General features: G+C 56.3%; 12 protein-coding genes. 2 read left to right on the forward strand and 10 right to left on the reverse strand.

The genetic code is table 11. The annotated features are described in order from the left end of the window. Positions 1-91 precede the first annotated feature (91 nt). Together OZX72_RS00300 and trpS are read right to left on the reverse strand one after the other, a co-directional pair. Positions 92-1,588, reverse strand: a complete 1,497-nt coding sequence (locus OZX72_RS00300) for a hypothetical protein (RefSeq protein WP_277158492.1) — start codon at positions 1,586-1,588, stop codon at positions 92-94. A gap of 208 nt (positions 1,589-1,796) precedes the next feature. After that, positions 1,797-2,906, reverse strand: coding sequence for a tryptophan--tRNA ligase (gene trpS, locus OZX72_RS00305; protein WP_277158493.1), 1,110 nt, complete (start codon positions 2,904-2,906; stop codon positions 1,797-1,799). A 140-nt stretch (positions 2,907-3,046) separates the two neighbouring features. On the opposite strand from trpS, the gene OZX72_RS00310 reads away from it, so the two are divergent. Further along, positions 3,047-3,457, forward strand: coding sequence for a DUF3073 domain-containing protein (locus OZX72_RS00310; RefSeq protein ID WP_277158494.1), 411 nt, complete (start codon positions 3,047-3,049; stop codon positions 3,455-3,457). Positions 3,458-3,587: 130 nt separating this feature from the next. Here the strand turns inward: OZX72_RS00310 and OZX72_RS00315 are convergent, their stop codons facing one another. Continuing rightward, complete coding sequence (locus OZX72_RS00315; RefSeq protein ID WP_277158495.1) at positions 3,588-4,004, reverse strand: sterol carrier family protein; 417 nt, start codon at positions 4,002-4,004, stop codon at positions 3,588-3,590. Positions 4,005-4,227: 223 nt separating this feature from the next. Then, positions 4,228-4,443, reverse strand: a complete 216-nt coding sequence (locus OZX72_RS00320; RefSeq protein WP_277158496.1) for a hypothetical protein — start codon at positions 4,441-4,443, stop codon at positions 4,228-4,230. A 285-nt stretch (positions 4,444-4,728) separates the two neighbouring features. Between OZX72_RS00320 and OZX72_RS00325 the strand changes: the two genes are divergently transcribed. Beyond that, entirely contained in the window at positions 4,729-5,409 is a 681-nt protein-coding gene (locus OZX72_RS00325; RefSeq protein ID WP_277158497.1) for a rhomboid family intramembrane serine protease, read from the forward strand. A 410-nt stretch (positions 5,410-5,819) separates the two neighbouring features. Here the strand turns inward: OZX72_RS00325 and OZX72_RS00330 are convergent, their stop codons facing one another. From OZX72_RS00330 to OZX72_RS00355, 6 genes are all read right to left on the reverse strand, one after another. Beyond that, on the reverse strand, positions 5,820-6,851 hold the full coding sequence (locus OZX72_RS00330; RefSeq protein ID WP_277158498.1) for a D-alanine--D-alanine ligase: 1,032 nt from the start codon (positions 6,849-6,851) through the stop codon (positions 5,820-5,822). 14 nt (positions 6,852-6,865) lie between these two features. Then, positions 6,866-8,275, reverse strand: coding sequence for a PLP-dependent aminotransferase family protein (locus OZX72_RS00335; RefSeq protein WP_277158499.1), 1,410 nt, complete (start codon positions 8,273-8,275; stop codon positions 6,866-6,868). Positions 8,276-8,476: 201 nt separating this feature from the next. Beyond that, a complete protein-coding gene (locus OZX72_RS00340) occupies positions 8,477-10,891 on the reverse strand; it encodes a hypothetical protein (RefSeq protein ID WP_277158500.1) in 2,415 nt (804 codons plus the stop codon). Positions 10,892-11,051: 160 nt separating this feature from the next. Beyond that, complete coding sequence (murJ, locus tag OZX72_RS00345) at positions 11,052-13,640, reverse strand: murein biosynthesis integral membrane protein MurJ (protein WP_277158501.1); 2,589 nt, start codon at positions 13,638-13,640, stop codon at positions 11,052-11,054. Further along, the gene (locus OZX72_RS00350; RefSeq protein WP_277158502.1) at positions 13,637-16,531 is read right to left on the reverse strand and encodes a DUF6049 family protein; all 2,895 of its coding nucleotides are present in this window, start codon (positions 16,529-16,531) and stop codon (positions 13,637-13,639) included. The genes murJ and OZX72_RS00350 overlap by 4 nt, the downstream gene beginning before the upstream one ends. Further along, positions 16,489-17,145 (reverse strand): NUDIX hydrolase, encoded by a 657-nt coding sequence (locus OZX72_RS00355; protein ID WP_277158503.1) that lies wholly within the window; start codon positions 17,143-17,145, stop codon positions 16,489-16,491. The genes OZX72_RS00350 and OZX72_RS00355 overlap by 43 nt, the downstream gene beginning before the upstream one ends. Positions 17,146-17,336: the final 191 nt, after the last annotated feature.

The following is a 17,336-nucleotide window of genomic DNA, read 5'->3' on the forward strand; positions in this document are numbered from 1 at the left end:
CTTTGCCGGGAAGCACAAGTCGGCAGATAGGTTTTTAAAAACGGCCATTTTCTGCCATTCCTGATTTCCTATCTGCCGACTTGTGCGATGCCTACGCTTTCGCAATGAGGATGGTGAAGCCTTGATCGCCGTCCATCTCCTTGAGTCCCGCGAAAGTAATCTTGCATCCCAGCGCTTTCGAAGTTTTTGTCTCTCCGAGCTTCAGGAACATCTTGCCATCATTGTCTATTTCTGGGCTTTGGTCGTTGGCGTAAGCGTTAATGTAAATTCCGTATTCACCGTCGATGCTCCTGAATGCCTCTGGCATGTCGATTGATATGTTCTCGCCAAAGCGGCCGTCGGTTCCGTCGTCGAATGACTGGCTTATGGTTTTGCTGGTCAGCCATTGCCATGGTGGGATTTTGGCGGTTTTATTGACTATCGGATGGCGGCTATCGGGAATCGCTAAAATGGTTGCTGCCTGCTGTCCGTCGAGGTCGGTAAGCGCGACAAGTGTCACCGAATAATGCATCTCGCGCAGATATTGCGTTTCGCCGACGGATAATGGCATGAAAGTGATTTCGCCTGCATCGTCGTCATGGGGTATCTTGGCATCGAAGTTGATGCTGCTCCACTTGCCTTCCCCGCTGGCCACGTAAGATAGATCGATTTCCATATCCCCGAAACGCATTGCTTCGCCGAGAGGCCCGGTCTTTAGGGTGCCCTTTTGCAGCTGTTCCTTGACGATTGTTGCGGATTCGTGAATGATTGGCCCGTGTTTCGGCGGTGTCAGCATCACCGTGACGCCCTGCTTGCCTCCGATGTCGGTCAGACCGACGAATGTCAGCGTATATTCCTGGTCTTTTTCTTGGTTTCCGCCGAGTTTTAGCGGCTTTCCTTCGTTGTCATCAAAGTTGTTATCAAAGTCGTCGAGGAAGATGGAGGGCGCGCCGTTGATTTCCCCGATGTTGTATGGAGCGTCGATTTTGCGGCTGCCGAAGTCGAGGGTTCCGCCCAGAGGTGCGGTTCGGACACGGCTTTCGCTCGTCTGTATGGCCTGTATCGTTGAAGCATCGGCGTTCTGGTGGATGATCGGTCGGCCGTCGTCGTAAGGGGTGATGAGCAGGGTGAGCCCTTGCGCTTTGGTATATTTCGAGTATCTATCAGGTCTGTGTTTCATTTTGATCAGCGCGACCAGCGTTATCGAACAGCGCAGCGGCTTTGAGGTTTTCGTTTTTCCGAGTGCTATATCTAATGTATCGTCGGGCGTCTCATAGCCGCTGCTTTTGTGGGGTCGGTAGAGGCTCTCCATCTTCAAGGTGGCGGAATAGGTTTTGCTGGTTTTGTGGACATTCGTGACCCAAAATTTCAGGTCTCCGTTCGACGGGCAGTTGAACATGCAGGAGGTATCGATCGTGATGACTTTGCCGGTTTTGAGTTTTTCCTTCGGAATGTTGGCGGATTGCTCGATGATACCCGGCTCCGGGCGGTCGGGCGAATAATAGGAGTAGACGATTACGGCAGAGATGATTGTTGCGATGGTGACGAGAGCCGCCACCACAACGACGATGATTCTGTTTCTGCGCCGGTGCTGACTTCTTTGCCTCATGGAAACCAAGTATATCTTATGATAATTTCTATCAGAAAAGGTTTTGGGCTGATTTCCAAACCTAGATTGTTGTCATTCTGGAAGTTGCCAATTAAAGGCTCATTTTGAATAGCAAAAAGGCCGGTCGATACGAATCTGGGAATGGCTTGTTTCGCCATTCAGGATTTCGTATTGACCGACCTTTTGGTTCGACGAGTGTTTTGGGGACTCAGTACTTCATGCCCATAGCGTCGCGGACCTGGTCGAGGGTTTCCTTGGCGATGGCGTTGGCGCGCTTGTTGCCGTCGTGGATGATGTCGCGGATCGAGTCCATATCCTTGGCCAGTTCGGCGCGGCGCTCGCGGTGCGGTGCCAGGAATTCGTTGACCGACTTGATGACGTACTGCTTCAAGGCCCCTGCTCCGGCATCCCCGATTTCCTCGGCGATATCCTTCGGGTCACGGTCGGTGACGAGGCCGGCGGTGGTCAAAAGCGCGGAAACCTGCGGACGATTGACCGGATCAAAGGTGATGCGACGTTCGGAATCGGTCGGGCTCTTCTTGATGAGCTTGGCGGTTTCCTCGGCAGTGGCGCCGAGTATGATGGAGTTGCCGTAGGACTTGCTCATCTTGCGGCCGTCGAGGCCCGGAATCTCGGGCGCATCGGAAAGGATGGCTGTCGGCTCGGGAAAGACGGGGTTCTTCTTGGCGTAACGCTCGTTGAAGCGGCGTGCGATGGTGCGCGTGATCTCGACATGCGGCAGGTTGTCTTTGCCGATCGGCACGACATTGGCCTTGCAGAAAAGGATGTCGCAGGCCTGATGAACGGGATAGGTCAGCAGCAGGCCGGTCAGCGCGTGGCCGCTCGCCTCGGCTTCGGCCTTGACGGTCGGGTTGCGCAGCAGTTCCGCTTCGGTGACCAATGACAAGAACGGCAGCATCAGCTGGTTCTCACACGGAATCGCGGAATGTGCGAAAATCATGGTCTTGTTCGGGTCAATGCCGGCGGCGAGATAATCCAAGACCATGTTGAGCGTATTGTCCTGGATATGCTCGGTGGTGTCGCGGTCAGTGATGACCTGATAGTCGGCGATGAGCACGTTGGTGTGCACGCCTTTGTTCTGCATCGCGACACGCTCGCGGATGGAACCGAAATAGTGGCCGAGGTGCAGACGTCCGGTCGGGCGGTCGCCGGTGAGCATGGTGAACTTGCCTGGGTCCTTCTCAAGTTTGGCCAAAACCGCATCAGAACGCTTCTTGGACTCGATAAAACTTGCGCTGATTTCGTTGCCCGCCGCAGTGACTTGTTCGTTTTCCACATCGTTTTTTGCGTCCGCCATGACTCGCCCTCAATCGTTTGTAGTCCTTGAAAATCTTGTTTTTATGGTAAAAGTCTGAGCCGACAATGAAACGTGACGGATTGGGTGGTATCCTTCTATATTGATGGATTAATGCAAGCACATAATATTCAGGGGGTCAAATGGGCCGCGGACGTCAAAAGGCTAAACAGAAGAAAATGGCCCGTAAGCTTAAGTATTTGACAACCGATACCGATTATGACGAGCTGGCAAAGGAGCTTGGCGCGCAGGAGCCGGGAACCGGGTCGACCGATCCGTTCACTGAGGTTGAGAAGGAATATTCGCGCAATCATGGCGAGCCCGATGCGCATACGCATGCCGAGGCCGTAGACCAGCATGACGATTCGCCGGCCGTCGACGACGATTTGGATGATTACGCCAAGTGGGCCGCCGAAGCCGCAGCGAAGGCTTCCAGCGATGACAAGGCCAAGCCTGCCGTCAAGAAAGTCGCCATTCCCAAGCCGCACAAACCGATTCGCATGCCTATTCCCAGTGCTTTGCGTAAGCCAAAGCCCAAGGACGACAAAGCCTGATTCAGTTTAGTCATATTTTATTGAGGACTGTCAGAATATGTTCATCTGACAGTCCTCAATTTATTAGCCAAGAAGAATTGTTGGATAGTAAATTAAGGCTACTATGAGCGTTGCGTTAAGGAACGTTTTGTCAATCCAGCGGTAGCAGCGCGCTCAGATCGTCGCGCTCACCGATGGCGCTGATACGGCCGGCGTCTTTTTCTTCCGACCATTTGGTCAGGCCGCAAGCCAGCCGCAGCCACACGTCCGGGTCGAGCTCGATGACATCGGGCGGGGTGAGATTATGCGGGTCCGAGGCGGGGCCGTCGAGGATTTTCACCGCTCCCCAAGGTGCCACGCGCACTTCGACGCCGGGGCCGGGAGCTTTGTTTTCCAAGAGATAGAGCGAATACCGCACGGCCATGGCCCATGTGTTGCGCGGTAGATCGCTGGGTGAAAACGTAAGTCGGGCCTCAAGCGGTTCGCCACGATGTGCGTCCGCCGCTTTGCGCCACTGATCGAGCGCCGCCATGCCCTTCGAAATATCTTGTTCCCGTATCGCTGCCATGTGGCCATCGTCCCTCACCTTGTGGACGGAATTAGGCCATAGGTATGCCGATAGCTGCCAGTTTGCATCTTCCTCGCATTATGGACGGGATGGGAAGCAAAGTCTCGCTGGCTATTTCATTGCCGTTTTCTTGGCGGATGAAACAACGGCATAGGGACATAACAAAGCCGTCGCATTCCCAACAAGGCGATGCGGCGGCTTTGAATAATAAAATAAATAAAGGTCAGGCGGTAGCGGTTTCCGGGCCCGCTTCAGGCGTCGGATCAGCTTCCTTATCAAGACCCAAATCAACTGGCGAAGAGCTGTTTTCCCACGGCTCTTCCCACGGATCATAGTCGGGGTTCTGCTGCTTGTACATATAAAGGCCGACGACTGCAGCGAGCAGACCGCCGAAGAGCAGCGCAAAGAACTTCCAACCGTTAGAAGACTTGTTCTCCATGACGGCTCCTTTCTTAAGTGCCGGCTTGCGCGTCCAAGCCAACGTTGCTTCTATCCTAGCCGATATTTTGTGACAATTGGGTGCAAAGCCCATGAAAAGCGAAAAGTTCAAGGTTTCTTGATATTTGTATCAAGATTTTTGTGCACTACTGCAGGTGGTCTTGTATGCTTCAATCGATAAAATGTAACAATGACCAATCAGAACGGTGACCTTCAACGCTGGTTTCGTAAATTCAGGTATCAATGGAGTTCCGGTGGCCCCGTTATCACGTGGACAATCGTTATTATGTGTGTGGCCGTATGGCTCGTTGAAGTGCTTTTCAAATACGGTTCGCCGGAACAGTTCAACAGCCTGATTTTCAATGGTTCGTTCACTTCGAGCCTGGCGATTGTGAAGCCGTGGACGTGGCTCACGTCGATGTTCATGCACGACCCGAACGTGCTGCACGTGCTGGGCAACATGCTCACGCTGATTATCATCGGGCCGTATCTGGAAGGCTTGCTCGGGCACTGGTGCTTCCTTGCCGTCTACCTGATTTGCGGGCTCGGCGCCTCTGACGGCCAGATAGTCTACAGCTATTTCACTCACGATTGGGGCATGTCCTCATACGGCGCTTCCGGTGCGTTGTTCGGGCTTTTCGGGGTGGTGCTTCTCGTTTTCCGGCGCACGCATGAAGATATCCGTGGGATGTTGATTTGGATTATCCTCGATCTGGCGATGCCGCTTTTCGTGCCGCATGTGGCGTGGCAGGCGCACGTCGGCGGATTCGTGGTCGGCTTGGTGCTGGGCTGGTTGCTGCTAGATGGCATTCCGGCGCTGCGCCGCCGCCCGCTTTGGGTGCGGACGTTGATTTATGGAGCGGTTCTTGTCGTGCTGCTGGTGGTGTTGGCAGTGGTGCTGACACCGCAATGGCTGATTCGCTTGGAGCTGCAGGCCCAGCAGCTCAATTTGCCGGACGTGCCATAAGGGCGAGTGACCTATTGGCTGGATGGTTTTCGGCCTGATTGCGTTAATCTGCACGTATGGCCTGTAGCCTGCACTTTTTTGACAGTACTGTTGGCAAAGTGCGTTTTGCGGCCGGCTAAGTGCACTTTGCCTACGGCGATGCGGAGAAAGTGCACTTTGGTATGGGTAAAGTGCATGTTTTTGACGGTAGTGTCGCGGGGATGCGCTTGGTGTATGTAGGTTGCACTTTTGACGGTGGCGTAGGAAAAGTGCACTTTAGCGTGGCTAAGTTGCATGTTTTGGCAGTTGCGTTGAAAACATGCACTTAGGCACGGATAAGGCGCACTTTTTTGACGGAATACATAAAATGTGCAACCCGGAAACGGACGGGTTGCACATTATAACGTGAGAATCGGGGGCGTGCCTGTCTCCTACTTATCGGCGCGATGCTGGCGCAGGACGGACTCGACCAACTGTGAGTAGAGGTTGGAAAGGCTGTATCCGGCGGCGATGGCGGCCTGCGGAAGCTGCGAAGTCGCGGTCATGCCGGGGGCCACGTTCGATTCGAGGAACTGCGGGGTGCCGGACTCATCGACGATGAAGTCGGTGCGGGAGATATCGCGCAGGCTCAGGGTATTATGGGCTGTCAAGGCCGCGTTCTGTGCCGCTTTGAGAACGGACTCCGGCAGACGTGCGGGAACGTAGAAATCTGTCGGGCCGGGAGTGACGCGGGCTTCATAATCATAATCGCCGTCAGGCGTGGCTACCTCAAGTGGCGGCAGAACGAGCGGTTCCCCGTCAATTTCCAGTACGGAGACCGAAATCTCGGTACCGGTGACGGCCTTCTCCACCAGCGCGACATCGCCATATGCGAAACTGTTCACCATCGCTTGTGGGAGCTCCGTTGCCTTGTCGACGCGGGTGCAGCCCATGGCCGAGCCACCTTGTGTGGGCTTGACGAAAAGCGGCAGTTTCAGCGATTCGACCAGCAAATCGACCACTTTCTTCGCCCCGAGCTCGCGGAAGGTCGATTCGGGCAGAGCCACCGAAACCGGGGTGGAGAGTCCGCCGAGTTTGCGCACCACGTTTTTGGCGATGGGCTTGCTCCAGGCCGTGCGGGAGGCCTTCGCGCGCGAGCCGATATACGGCAGGTCCTCCATTTCAAGGATGTCACGAATCGAGCCGTCCTCGCCATTGGCGCCATGCAACAGCGGCCAGACGATGTCGGGACGGGTTTCGGGATTGCTCAGGTATGGCAGCAGCTCACTGTCCATATCGTGTATAGCAACGTTCCAACCGGCCTCTTCAAGGTAGCCGCCGACGCGATGTCCACTGGTGAGCGAAACGTCGCGCTCATGGCTCATGCCGCCGCAGATGACGAGTACTTTGGTCGCTGCGCGGTCGATGGGAGCAATATCTTTCGTTGCGGTTGCACGCTTTGTGGCCTTGATATGTTTTGCCATAATATGATGCTCCTTCAATCTTTCTTATCCGAGCTGCTGGAACGGCGTGCGTCCGCGTCGGCCTTTGCGGTGCCGAAGAGTTCGGCGGTCTTGAGCTCGTTGTTCATCACACCTGCGAGACGCTGGATGCCCAGCTTGATTTTATCCGGCGTCGGATAGCAGAACGAAAGACGCATGTGGTGTGTGCCGCTGCCGTCGAGGTAGAAGCCGGTGCCGGCCACGTAGGCGACCTTTGCGGTGATGGCGCGAGGCAGCATTTCCTTGGAATTCAAGCCTTCCGGAATCTTCAGCCAGATATAGAAGCCGCCCTTGGGCTTGTTCCACGAGCAATATGGGAGATACTCGCGCAGCGCCGCATCCATAGTGTCGCAACGTTTCTTGTACATGCCACGGTATTGGCTGATTTGGTTCTTCCAGTCGAAATTGTCGAGGTAAGTGGTGATGGTCATCTGGCTCATATTCGGCGGGCAGAGAATCGACGCCTCGTTGGCGAGAATGAGCTTCTTGCGGATTCCCGGAGGCGCCACGATCCACGCGATGCGCATGCCCGGCGCGATGATTTTGGAGAAGCTGGAAAGGTAGACCACGTTTTCGGAGTCCATCGAACGCAACGCGGGGTAGGTCTGACCGTTGAAACCGAGCAGGCCGTAAGGGTTGTCTTCGACGATGAGCACGTGGTATTTGCGCGCGATCTCGATGATGCGCGGGCGGCGCTCGACGCTCATCGTCACGCCAGCAGGGTTATGGAAATTGGGCACGGTATAGAGGAATTTGACCTTTTTGCCGTCTGCAAGTTGGGCCTTGATGGTCTCCTCGAACGATTCGGGGATAAGCCCGTCCTTGTCGGTCTGTGCGTTGACCACCTCGACCTGGAAGGATGAGAAGACGCCGAGCGCGCCAACGTAATTCGGCGCTTCGGCGATGACGACATCGCCCGGATCGCACATGATGCGCGTGACCAGATCAATGGCGTTCTGTGAGCCGTTGGAGATGACGACATCGTCGGGCTGCACGTCCTTGATGCCTTCGAGCGCCATAATCTGCAGGACGTCCTCACGCAGATGCGGGTCGCCTTGCGCCGAGCCATACTGCCAAGCTACGTCGCCTTTGTCCACAAGCATCTTGGCGATGAGTTCCGAGAGCTCTTTGAACGGCAAGTAGTCCAAATAAGGCATGCCGCCGGCCAGCGAAACCACATCCGGGCGCGAAGCGGTTGCGAACAAAGCCCGGATTTCGGAGGCGCGCATGTTGTCGGCACGAGCTGCGTAAGAGTCGTACCACGGGTCGTTCTTGAAGACCTTGGAGTTGGAAGTCTTGGTTTTGGCGTCCTCGGTTTTCGTTGCCGTTGCGACGCTCGCGGTCGCCTTGGAACCGATGTCTTTGCCCTCGTCGGTTTCCCCGGAAATGTTCTTGGTCTTAGACATCAACCCATCCCTTCTTTCGGTTGCGGCCTGCTCTAAACGAGCGCCGCTTTCCAAACAGATTTCGCGCGTTTAAACAATATAAAAGAAGACTCTAGTCGCCCTCCGTCGCCGCGCAATCGCCCGCGAAAAACCAGCACCGCTTCAACACGCTTTTGGCAGTTCGTCGAATTGGCGTCTCAGGATTGCTGACTCTTGGAATGTTTAGTACAGCGCGACGTGGTTGATGTAGAGGGAATGGTTGGGTAGGGAATCCATAGGGACCCAGAGCAGGAAGTCCTGCGACTTGACGGGCTTCTGCAGTTTAACCTCGGTGGTTCCGCTTGCGTCGAAGGTGAACTGGGCGACCCGCTGACCCGCGTTCGGATCCTGCGCGGAGTTGGCGATGAGGTAGCCGGTGCCCCCGGAAGTGCGAATCTGGACCACGAAACGAGTGACGGTGGCCGGCTGGCTTATGTGCATGTAATACGCAAGGCCGTCCTGTCCTGCCGGGCTCTGGTAGAACTCCTGCTTGTCGATGGTCAACGGCGTATTGTTCACCGGCAGCGATGGCGCGGGAACAGCTTTGGCGTTTTTGTCGGCGGTGATTGCTTTGGAGTTCGTACCGTTTGCGGACTTAGAGGAGGAGTCGCTTGACGAGCCGTTTTGCTTATTGGCATTGTTGGAATCGGCTGAGCCTTGGTCCCCGCTTTCGCCTCCATCGCCTTGTGCGCCGAAAGGCACCTTGTTGAGATTCATGTTGGGCCATGGGTCGGAATTCGACTGCTGGTAGGTGCCGGCGTTTTTGCTATTGTGATCGATCAAGACGAACGCGGCGACGCCTGCGGCAGCGAGAATCAGCACAATGACGGCGATGATGGCGACGACTTTGGTAGTGAGCTTGCCGAGCAGCGGGGTATCGGCGATATCGTCGTTGGTCGGATTGTCGGATTCCTGCTGCGCCTTCTGCTGAGGTGTGAAGCTGGGAGGGGTGATGACCGGATTGGCTGCATCGATGGCCTCCCGCTCCGCCTCGAGTGCGGCCGCGGACTCGTGCCCGGGCTCGATGAAATTGCCTTCGGCGTCGAGCAACGGAATGCGACCCGTCGCTTCGGTGCGGTTGCCTGGATTGGTATCGTTGTCGCCAGAGCCATTGCCTTTCATGGCGAAGTCGAATTGCATCGTCGGGTTCGTGGTCTGTACGGTGTTCTGGTCGAAATCCGGGAAAATGGAATCGTCGGCCGTGGAATCGAATGATTTGAAAGCGTCGGCCATTTCCGCTGCGGCCAGATCGTGTAGATCCATGCGCGGGGCTGCGACGTTGTTAAGGTCGTCGGAGTGGTGCTGATTACTGCCGGACTTGCCGCGTTGACGCCACCATTTCGAGTATCGGTCTTGTGAAGGGCCGGCCGGCTTTGCGTTATTAGCGGCACCGGCAGCTCCACGAATATCAGGAGTGCCCGGAATACCTTGTGTCCCGGTCTTTTTCGGCATCGGCAACGGCGTCGGGTTATTTTGTGATGAAGCCGCCTTTGAACCTGCAGATGTGTTGTCGGAAGTGCGGTTGGCGTTTGCGCCTGCGGATTTCGGCTGGTTCATCCAACCGGCTTTTGCTGGATTAACGCGGGACTGGCCGGAAGGCGTGGGGGTCACAGAAGTGGCGGCAGAATCGACGCGAGCAGTTGCGCCTGCTCGTTTTTGCGCAGCATTGGCTCTGACTCCAGCTCCAGCAGCGCCTGCTCCAGCGGCGCTGGCGGCCTGACGAGCGCGGAACTGCAACTGGTTGGTCGAAAGATTCTGTGGGAAATCAAGCAGATTGTTTGGACGTGCCCTGCGCAGCCGAAGCCTTGAAATGGAAGCTTCGCCGTCGGAATTCGGCCGTTTCAGCTCACTCGCTGGAAGCTGTGCCACCGGCTTGACGGACCCGAGTAAGGCGACAAGCTCGGACAGCGAGACCATCGAAAGAGTTGGCCTGCCGTCCACGTCCGTGATGGACAATCCGCGGTCGCAGATGATACGCAGCTCTTCGGGTGTGTCCTCAGGAAGCGCCGAAAGGTCGAAATTCTTGATTTCCGAAGTCCATTTGCCAGTGAGCATCGCGTAAAGCAGCGCGGCAAGCTCGTGAACCGCCAGCATTTCCGGCGCCAGATGCTGTTCTTCAGGAGTGCTGACAAACATCGCTTCGAGCGGGGCGTCGGTAATCTGGACGCCTTTTGATGTAATACGAACGATGTCGGTGCTCAGCGCCTTCATTTTCAGATCGTCGCGCAGCAGCGTTTCCAAGCCATTCGCGGCTTCGGCGATGATGGAATGCATGGCTTCGTAGCCAAGCTTGCGTGTGCCATGCCCAATGAAATTGTTGAGTGAAAGCCCTTGGTCAAGACGCGTGATGAGCACGGGAATATCGCCGACGTGCTGTATTTGGATAACCTGCGTGAAATGCGGGTTGCGCGAAAGGGTGAGCGTTGAGGCAATCGCCTCGAAGCTGGGGATGGCTGCCTTGTCGGTGAGGATGAAAAGCTGGCAATCGCGCGCGAGGATTCGGTCGTTGGCCTTCCATGCCTCGAGCCCGGGTATGCTACGCAGCGGCGACACCAACGTATATCTGCTGATGACGATATCTCCCAGCTGTGGCTTCATAATTTCCTCGACCCTACACGCAAACGAATGTAATCAAATCAGGCGGTTTGCCTTCTGTTTCATTCTATCCATGGCCGTGGCCGGGGCGTAAGTTTTTGTGACAAGGTTTCGTGTCGATTTGTCGTATATCACTGGTTTGGCGGCGTTCGGGCTCGCGCCGTCAGCGTGCATGGTGGCGGGGAGCCTTGGAAATCTCGGTTTCGAGGGCCGCTTTTTCGGCTTCGTCAACCGGGGGTAAGCCCAGTGATGCTGCGGTCAGCCAGGTGAAATTATCTGGCGGGGCCGGAAATTGGGAAACGGGCTTGGCAGGAATTTGTGGTTTGACAGCGGCGTCGTTTTCCGTCTCGGTATCGGCATCGGGCCGCCGGGGCGGCATATCTGTGGTGTCGAAAAGCGGCTTGATCTGGGAAGCCGGGCGCTCGCCATAAGATGAATCGGCAGAATCGGTGGGCTCGATGGGAAGTGCCGGAAGTTCGGCGTGCTCAGCGCTTTCCGGTTCCGAAAGTGAGGGAGCGGAAGGGAACGTCAGGTTATCGGATATTCCGAAATCCTGGAATAGGCTTGAATTCTCGGATTCTAGGGCATCAAACGACGTCGCCGGGTCTTGCGATGTCGATGCCGCTGCCGGAGAACGTTGCACGTCTTTATCAATTAGTCGATTATCGTTGAAAATATCGCTATCCGATAAATTTTTGTCCGAACGAACGTTTTCGTCTTTCGATAATTTTTCACCTAAAGGGTTGAAAGCAACCGGGGCATAATGCCGCGCGCCACTTACGCCGGACGGAAATCTGTCTCCCGGAGTATGGGAAGACCTCGTTTCCGTATCGGCGGAATTGGCGTTTGTAAAAGGCATACCCTCTACTGTAGCCGTATTTGCTGTTGGGGACGAGTTTGAAATGTTCGAATTCTGTGTTGTATCGCGGTTTCCGGGCTGTATGATGTCCTGAAATTCGGGCGCAGCAAAATTGCCGGGAATGGTTGCGTTCTCGATTTTCTCGGTTTTGTCGGGAATATCCGCATCTTGGATTTCCTGTGTATTTTCGGCGTTTTCATCACTTGTGGCATTAGCGCCGCCGGGAACTCTGATACCGAGCCTGCCGGCAAACGAGCGGACAATCGGCATCAATTCCTGCGTACGAAGCACCCACAACGTACCTACATAAAGCAAGGCGATGATAATGGCGAGTACGCAGCAGACACCAACGGCCTGGAACCAGTTCATGTGCCCGCCGCGCACGCCCGCACCAGGTTCGATATCGGCTCCGAACAGCCCGTAAACCGGGTAGCGCAGGAGCATGCCGCCCGCAATGGCGACAAGCGAGGCGATAATCCCCTTGCCGAATGCCGTGGCGATGCGTTTGCCGTCGAGTCGGCCATTAAAACGTTTCCGCACCATATAGACGATGACAGGGAAGGCGAAGATGAACGACAGTGACATCGTTGCGCCCACCGTAGTGGCCCAGTTGAACGGCGAGATGAACAGAATCGCGATGACAATCATCAGCGCCTGCCCGCCCGAAACCAGCAGGGTAAAGAAGAAGGGATGGTAGCCGTCCTCGAAGGCGTAGAACGTGCGCTGAATGATGAGATAGGTCGAGGAGAAGGGCAGGCCGATTGACAGCGCGGCCAAGGGCCCGGCCATGAGCACCGCTTCCTTGACGCTGACGCTGGGTAGCAGGGCAAGCGTAATCGGCGTGGGGATGACGATGAAAAGTACGCTGAAGAGGCACATCATCAACCAGACGTTGCGCAGCGAGCCGCTCAAATCCTCACGAGCACCATCAATGTCATGGTCGGCAATGGCCTGCGAGATTTTGGGAAACATTGCCGTGGCCACCGAGGTGGCAATTAGCGAATAGGGCAGGATATAAATGGTGTTGGCGTTCCAATAGCTCGCGTTGCCGGCCATGTCGAGCGCGTTGAGATGGAGCTGCGCCGCCTTGCCGGGCACGCTGGTGAGCACACGCTGGTTGACGATGGTCTGTAGCTGGTCGACGATAACGATGCCGATGCCCCAGGCTGCCACCGACCCCATCGAGCGCAGGCCGAAGCCGTGGATACCCCAGCTCGGCCGGTAATGAAGCCCGATTTTGCGCAGCGGCAGGAATAGGATCAGTGCTTGGAAGGCGACGCCCAAGGTCCACGCGCCTGCTGTCAAGGCGATTTTCTCGCTGGTCCAGAAGCTCAGGGGCTGTGTGTTTGCCCGGCCGAACATGAAAATGAACGCAGTGAAACCAATGCAGCTGATGACGTTGGCGCCCACCGAGCTCCAGGCATAAGTGCCGAAATGGTCTTTGGCGGCGAGGATCTGGCCGAGAACGGTGTAAAGGCCGTAGAAGAAAATCTGCGGGACGCACCAGAAGGTGAACGAAGTGGCCAGGGCCAGCATATCGTGGTTGCCGTTGACGTAGAGGCGTGTGAGCGGAGGGGTGAGCAGCGCCACGAGCAGCGTCACGGCCAGCAGCAGGGTGATGGCGAGGGTGACGAGTTTGTTGAGTCGATCCTGTGCGTCTTTCTTTTTCAGTGTACGCACGATTTGCGGCACGAGCACTGCGTTGAAAATGCCGCCGGAAACCAGCGTGAAGATGACCTGAGGAATCTGCGAGCCGGCTTGGTAGGCGTCGGCCGCCATGCCCGTTGTGCCGAGGGCCGCGGCGAGTAGGATGGTGCGAATCTGGCCGGTGACGCGGCTTGCGGCCGTCCCCACGGCCATAACCATCGAATTATGACCTACAGATGAGCTCATTCGTCAGGATCTTTCTTGCGGTTGAATTGGCGCCACAGGCCGATGACCCCTAGGACCAACGCGACGGCTATGAAAATGATGCCGCTTTTGTCGCTCAAGCGCAAAGTGCTGGTGATGCGTGTCGATTGCGGGGCGGAGAAGGCGTCTCCCCTGCGGTCGGTGAGCGTCAGGTGCGCTGTGGCGGTACCGGAAGTCGAGACGCGCACGTTGAACGTGGTTTGGGCCTCGCTGCGTGCCGGGATGGAAAGCGTGACGAATCGCGTCGTAACGATTTCCATCGAATCTGAAAGCGATGAAATCTTGACGGTTACCGGATAAGGATGGTTATTGCTCACCGTCACCGGCATTTTCGCGGATTCGCTCAAAACGGTAATGGATTCCGAAGGGGTGATCTTGATGCCGTTCATCAGTTGGGCGGCGAGGTTCTGGGCGCTCGCGCTCATGCGTTTGGCCATGGCATCGTTGTCTGAAAGCGCGTGCAGGGCGAGGGTGTTTTGCATCGAGGATATGGCGGCGATCCAGTCGCAGCCGTTTTTTGAGCGTTTCGCTGTTGCGTCCGCGTCTTGGCGGGCGAGGGCTTGCGCGTCTCCAGTGTCGGTTTTGCCGCCGTTGACGTTTCCGTTTGCGTTGTTGGAGTTGCCGTTGGCCCCATTGCTGCCATTGGCGTTTGAGGGCGACGAAGGAGGAGTATTTGCGGAATTATTTGAATTCTTCGAACTGCTGGTTTTGGAGGAATTTGTGGACTGGCCTGATGTGCCGGTTGCATTCGAGCCGGAGCCTGAACCTGAGCCCGCTGCAGTGCCCGATTTTTCGTCGGTTTTCGCACCCGACGAACTATTCTGCCCGCCCTGTGTTTTCGAAGTTCCGGAATTATTCGAATTATTTGAGCTGCTTGTCGAACCTGACGTTCCAGAGGTTCCTGAATTCCCTGACGCGGGCGAATCCGAAGAAGATTCATCAAGAATGGAATTGTTGAACCGGTCGATGTCGTTTTTACTCGCGGTGAGCGTGGCAAGCGTCCGACGAATATTTTGCAGCGCCGAAGCATGAATGTTGGGCGAACCGGGCACCGCATCGGCGGCTTTTTCCCCGGAAAGATAGGCATCGGCCTGGCCAAGCTCCCCCATATTGCTCAACTTCAGCCAAGGTGCCTGTTCCACTGTCTGCATCAAAGTATCTGCGTCCTGCGCGTTGCTTTCGGAATTCGTGGTAGCAGTGTCGAAGCAAATCAGCAGATTGCGCGTGGCGTAAGGGCTTTCCATCTGGTAGAAAGCGCTTTGCGCCATGAAACGCGCCAGCCTGCCCGCGGGGCTTGATTCCCCGTCCACGGTTTTGTCGGTCGGTTTTCCTTGCGCGAGCCGGCTCAGCTCGTCCTGCGCCGTGAGCACGGTGACGTCGCCGGCGGAGGTATGAATGATGTATTTGCCGGTGCGGGTCGTGGAATTGGTGGTACCGTCCTCCATGTTCGTGGTGTCAGGCGCGATGACGGTGGAATAGCCCTGCGCTCTGGCCGTTTCCAGCGAGCTCATCGTCCACTGCCCTCGCCCGGGCCAAGCGTAAGCCTGCGCGTTCGCGTTGCCGTCACCAAGCGCGTCGCGATATTCCTTCAGCCCCGTTTCCGTATTCCAGTCTTTGGCCGTAATTCCCGCTTTTTCGTAAGCGGTGCCGTCGTTGATGGCCGAATACGCGGTGATATCGAAATCGCCGGGCTGCATGATTCCGCTGGTTTTCGGCGGTACAGGAAGGCTTTGTGCCAGCGTCGGGTCTGTGATCACCTGCAAGCCGGGATGTTTGTTGATCAGTTGCTCGACGGGTTGCGAAAGCCTGTGTGTGTTGACGATTTTGGTGGTATCGCCCTCCCCCGCAGTCATGAACTGCGTGAGCTTCTGGGCGTCGACTTGCCAGCCGTCGCTGGTCAGCGGCATGACGACGGTGACGTCCATCGGCGGTGTATTGGCGGTGTTGAGCCCGTCGCTGGAACGGGTCAGGAAGGTGTGGGTGCTGTTGAGGTAGTTGCCTTGCGATTTCGAAGAAGTGCCCGCGTTCTCGGAAGAATCCCGGACAAACGAATAATCGACGCGCACGGGCTTCGGGCCCCACGAAAGCATGTTTTTCAGGCTCGGCTGGTCCGGGTTTGCGTCGATGGCGACGCTGGTTTTCTCGCCTTTTGCAATCGGCGGGACGTTGACTTCGCCAATTTGGTTGGGCACCTGGATTCGCGAATTTCCCTGCGCCCATTGCTGCAGATCCGAGCGCGAAACGAAGGTGTAATAATCGTTGACAGCGACGGTCAATGTGCCTGCCGGAAGCGCATCGTTGCTCGCGTTTTTGATGGCTACGTTCAGGTGGTAGCCGGAATTCGAAGTGACCACGGGCGTCGAGGCTGTGATGGTCACTTCGGCGTCTTTTTCAGCGGAACCGGCGTTGGAATCGCTTTGGCTGCTCGTATTGGCGCTGGGTTGTGCGGAACGCATCAAAGAGGACGAGGAATTATCGGAAGATCCCGGAGCAGTTGTCGTTTGCAGATTCGGCGATTGCGTTTTGGAAGCGCCGCTTTGCTGCGAAGGATCCGGCTGAGTTGGTGTCGCAGAGCTGGCCGGGCCCGTTTGGGAAGGATCGTTTGGCGTGGATGGATTGACAGGAGTGACCAGAGGGCCTCCTGGATTCGTGCCACTGGCGGGTGGGTTGGTTTCCCCCGGTTCTGCGGCAATCGCGCAAGCGGGCGTAAGGGCCAGAGCGGAGGCACAGAGCAGGGCTACGACGGACGAAACAATCGCCGAAATCCGAGTGGAGATGGGCGATTGTTGCTCATGCGTATTGCCGTCGGGGGCGCAGGGGTGCGAGTGTTTCAACCTTCTGCCTGCCTGTTCAGTTTCTTGGCGTAAAGCCATGCGATTTTACGTTCGTTAGGATAGCTCAGCACTCTGTCAAGGTCGTCGAAATCCACCCAGATGGCGTCTTCTGCTTCATGGTCTGGGTCGCCTTCCACCGTGAGCGTGCCGCCGATCTGACGCAGGGCGAAGTGATGAACCAGCTTGTGGACGCGCTCGGACTGGCCGGTGAACCAATAATCAATGGTGGCGATGGAATCGATGACCTCGCCCATTATTCCGGTCTCTTCATGCACCTCGCGCACCGCGGTTTGCTCGGGGGTTTCGCCCTTTTCGATATGGCCTTTTGGCAGGCACCACTCAAGATGGCCGCTGCGCGAGTGACGTGCAATGAGTGCGACGCGGTTGTGTTCGTCGAAAATCAAGCCGCCGGCTGAATATTCGCGGGCGACGGGCAGCTCCTGGGCGTCGAGAGTTGCGAATTTCATCGGACCGTGAGTGGCGCGGTGATGCGGCATCATCTTCGGCGTCGGTGCTCCGTCTGGCTCGATGAAGCGGACGATACGCCCCTCGGACTCCGAAGTATAAAGCAGTTTGTCTTGCTTCTCCGCATTTTGGGTGCGGTCACCCGAGGCGTTGGCCATCATGCGGGCCAGGTCTGCGGGCGTAATCATACCTCCAGCTTACTCAGAAGGATGTGCAGGTAGGGTAACGGAATACTTTTCGCCGTTTTACAATTATTTCGAATTGGTTGGTGCTCTTGCTAGGTGGGTCGCTGATACCGTAAAGGCAGTACGTGATAATGTCAGATTTGTAGTGCAATACGGTATGGAGCACCGTTCAATCGTCAAAATCGCTTCCCTGC

Source organism: Bifidobacterium sp. ESL0769, assembly GCF_029395495.1.
Taxonomy (GTDB): Bacteria; Actinomycetota; Actinomycetes; order Actinomycetales; family Bifidobacteriaceae; genus Bifidobacterium.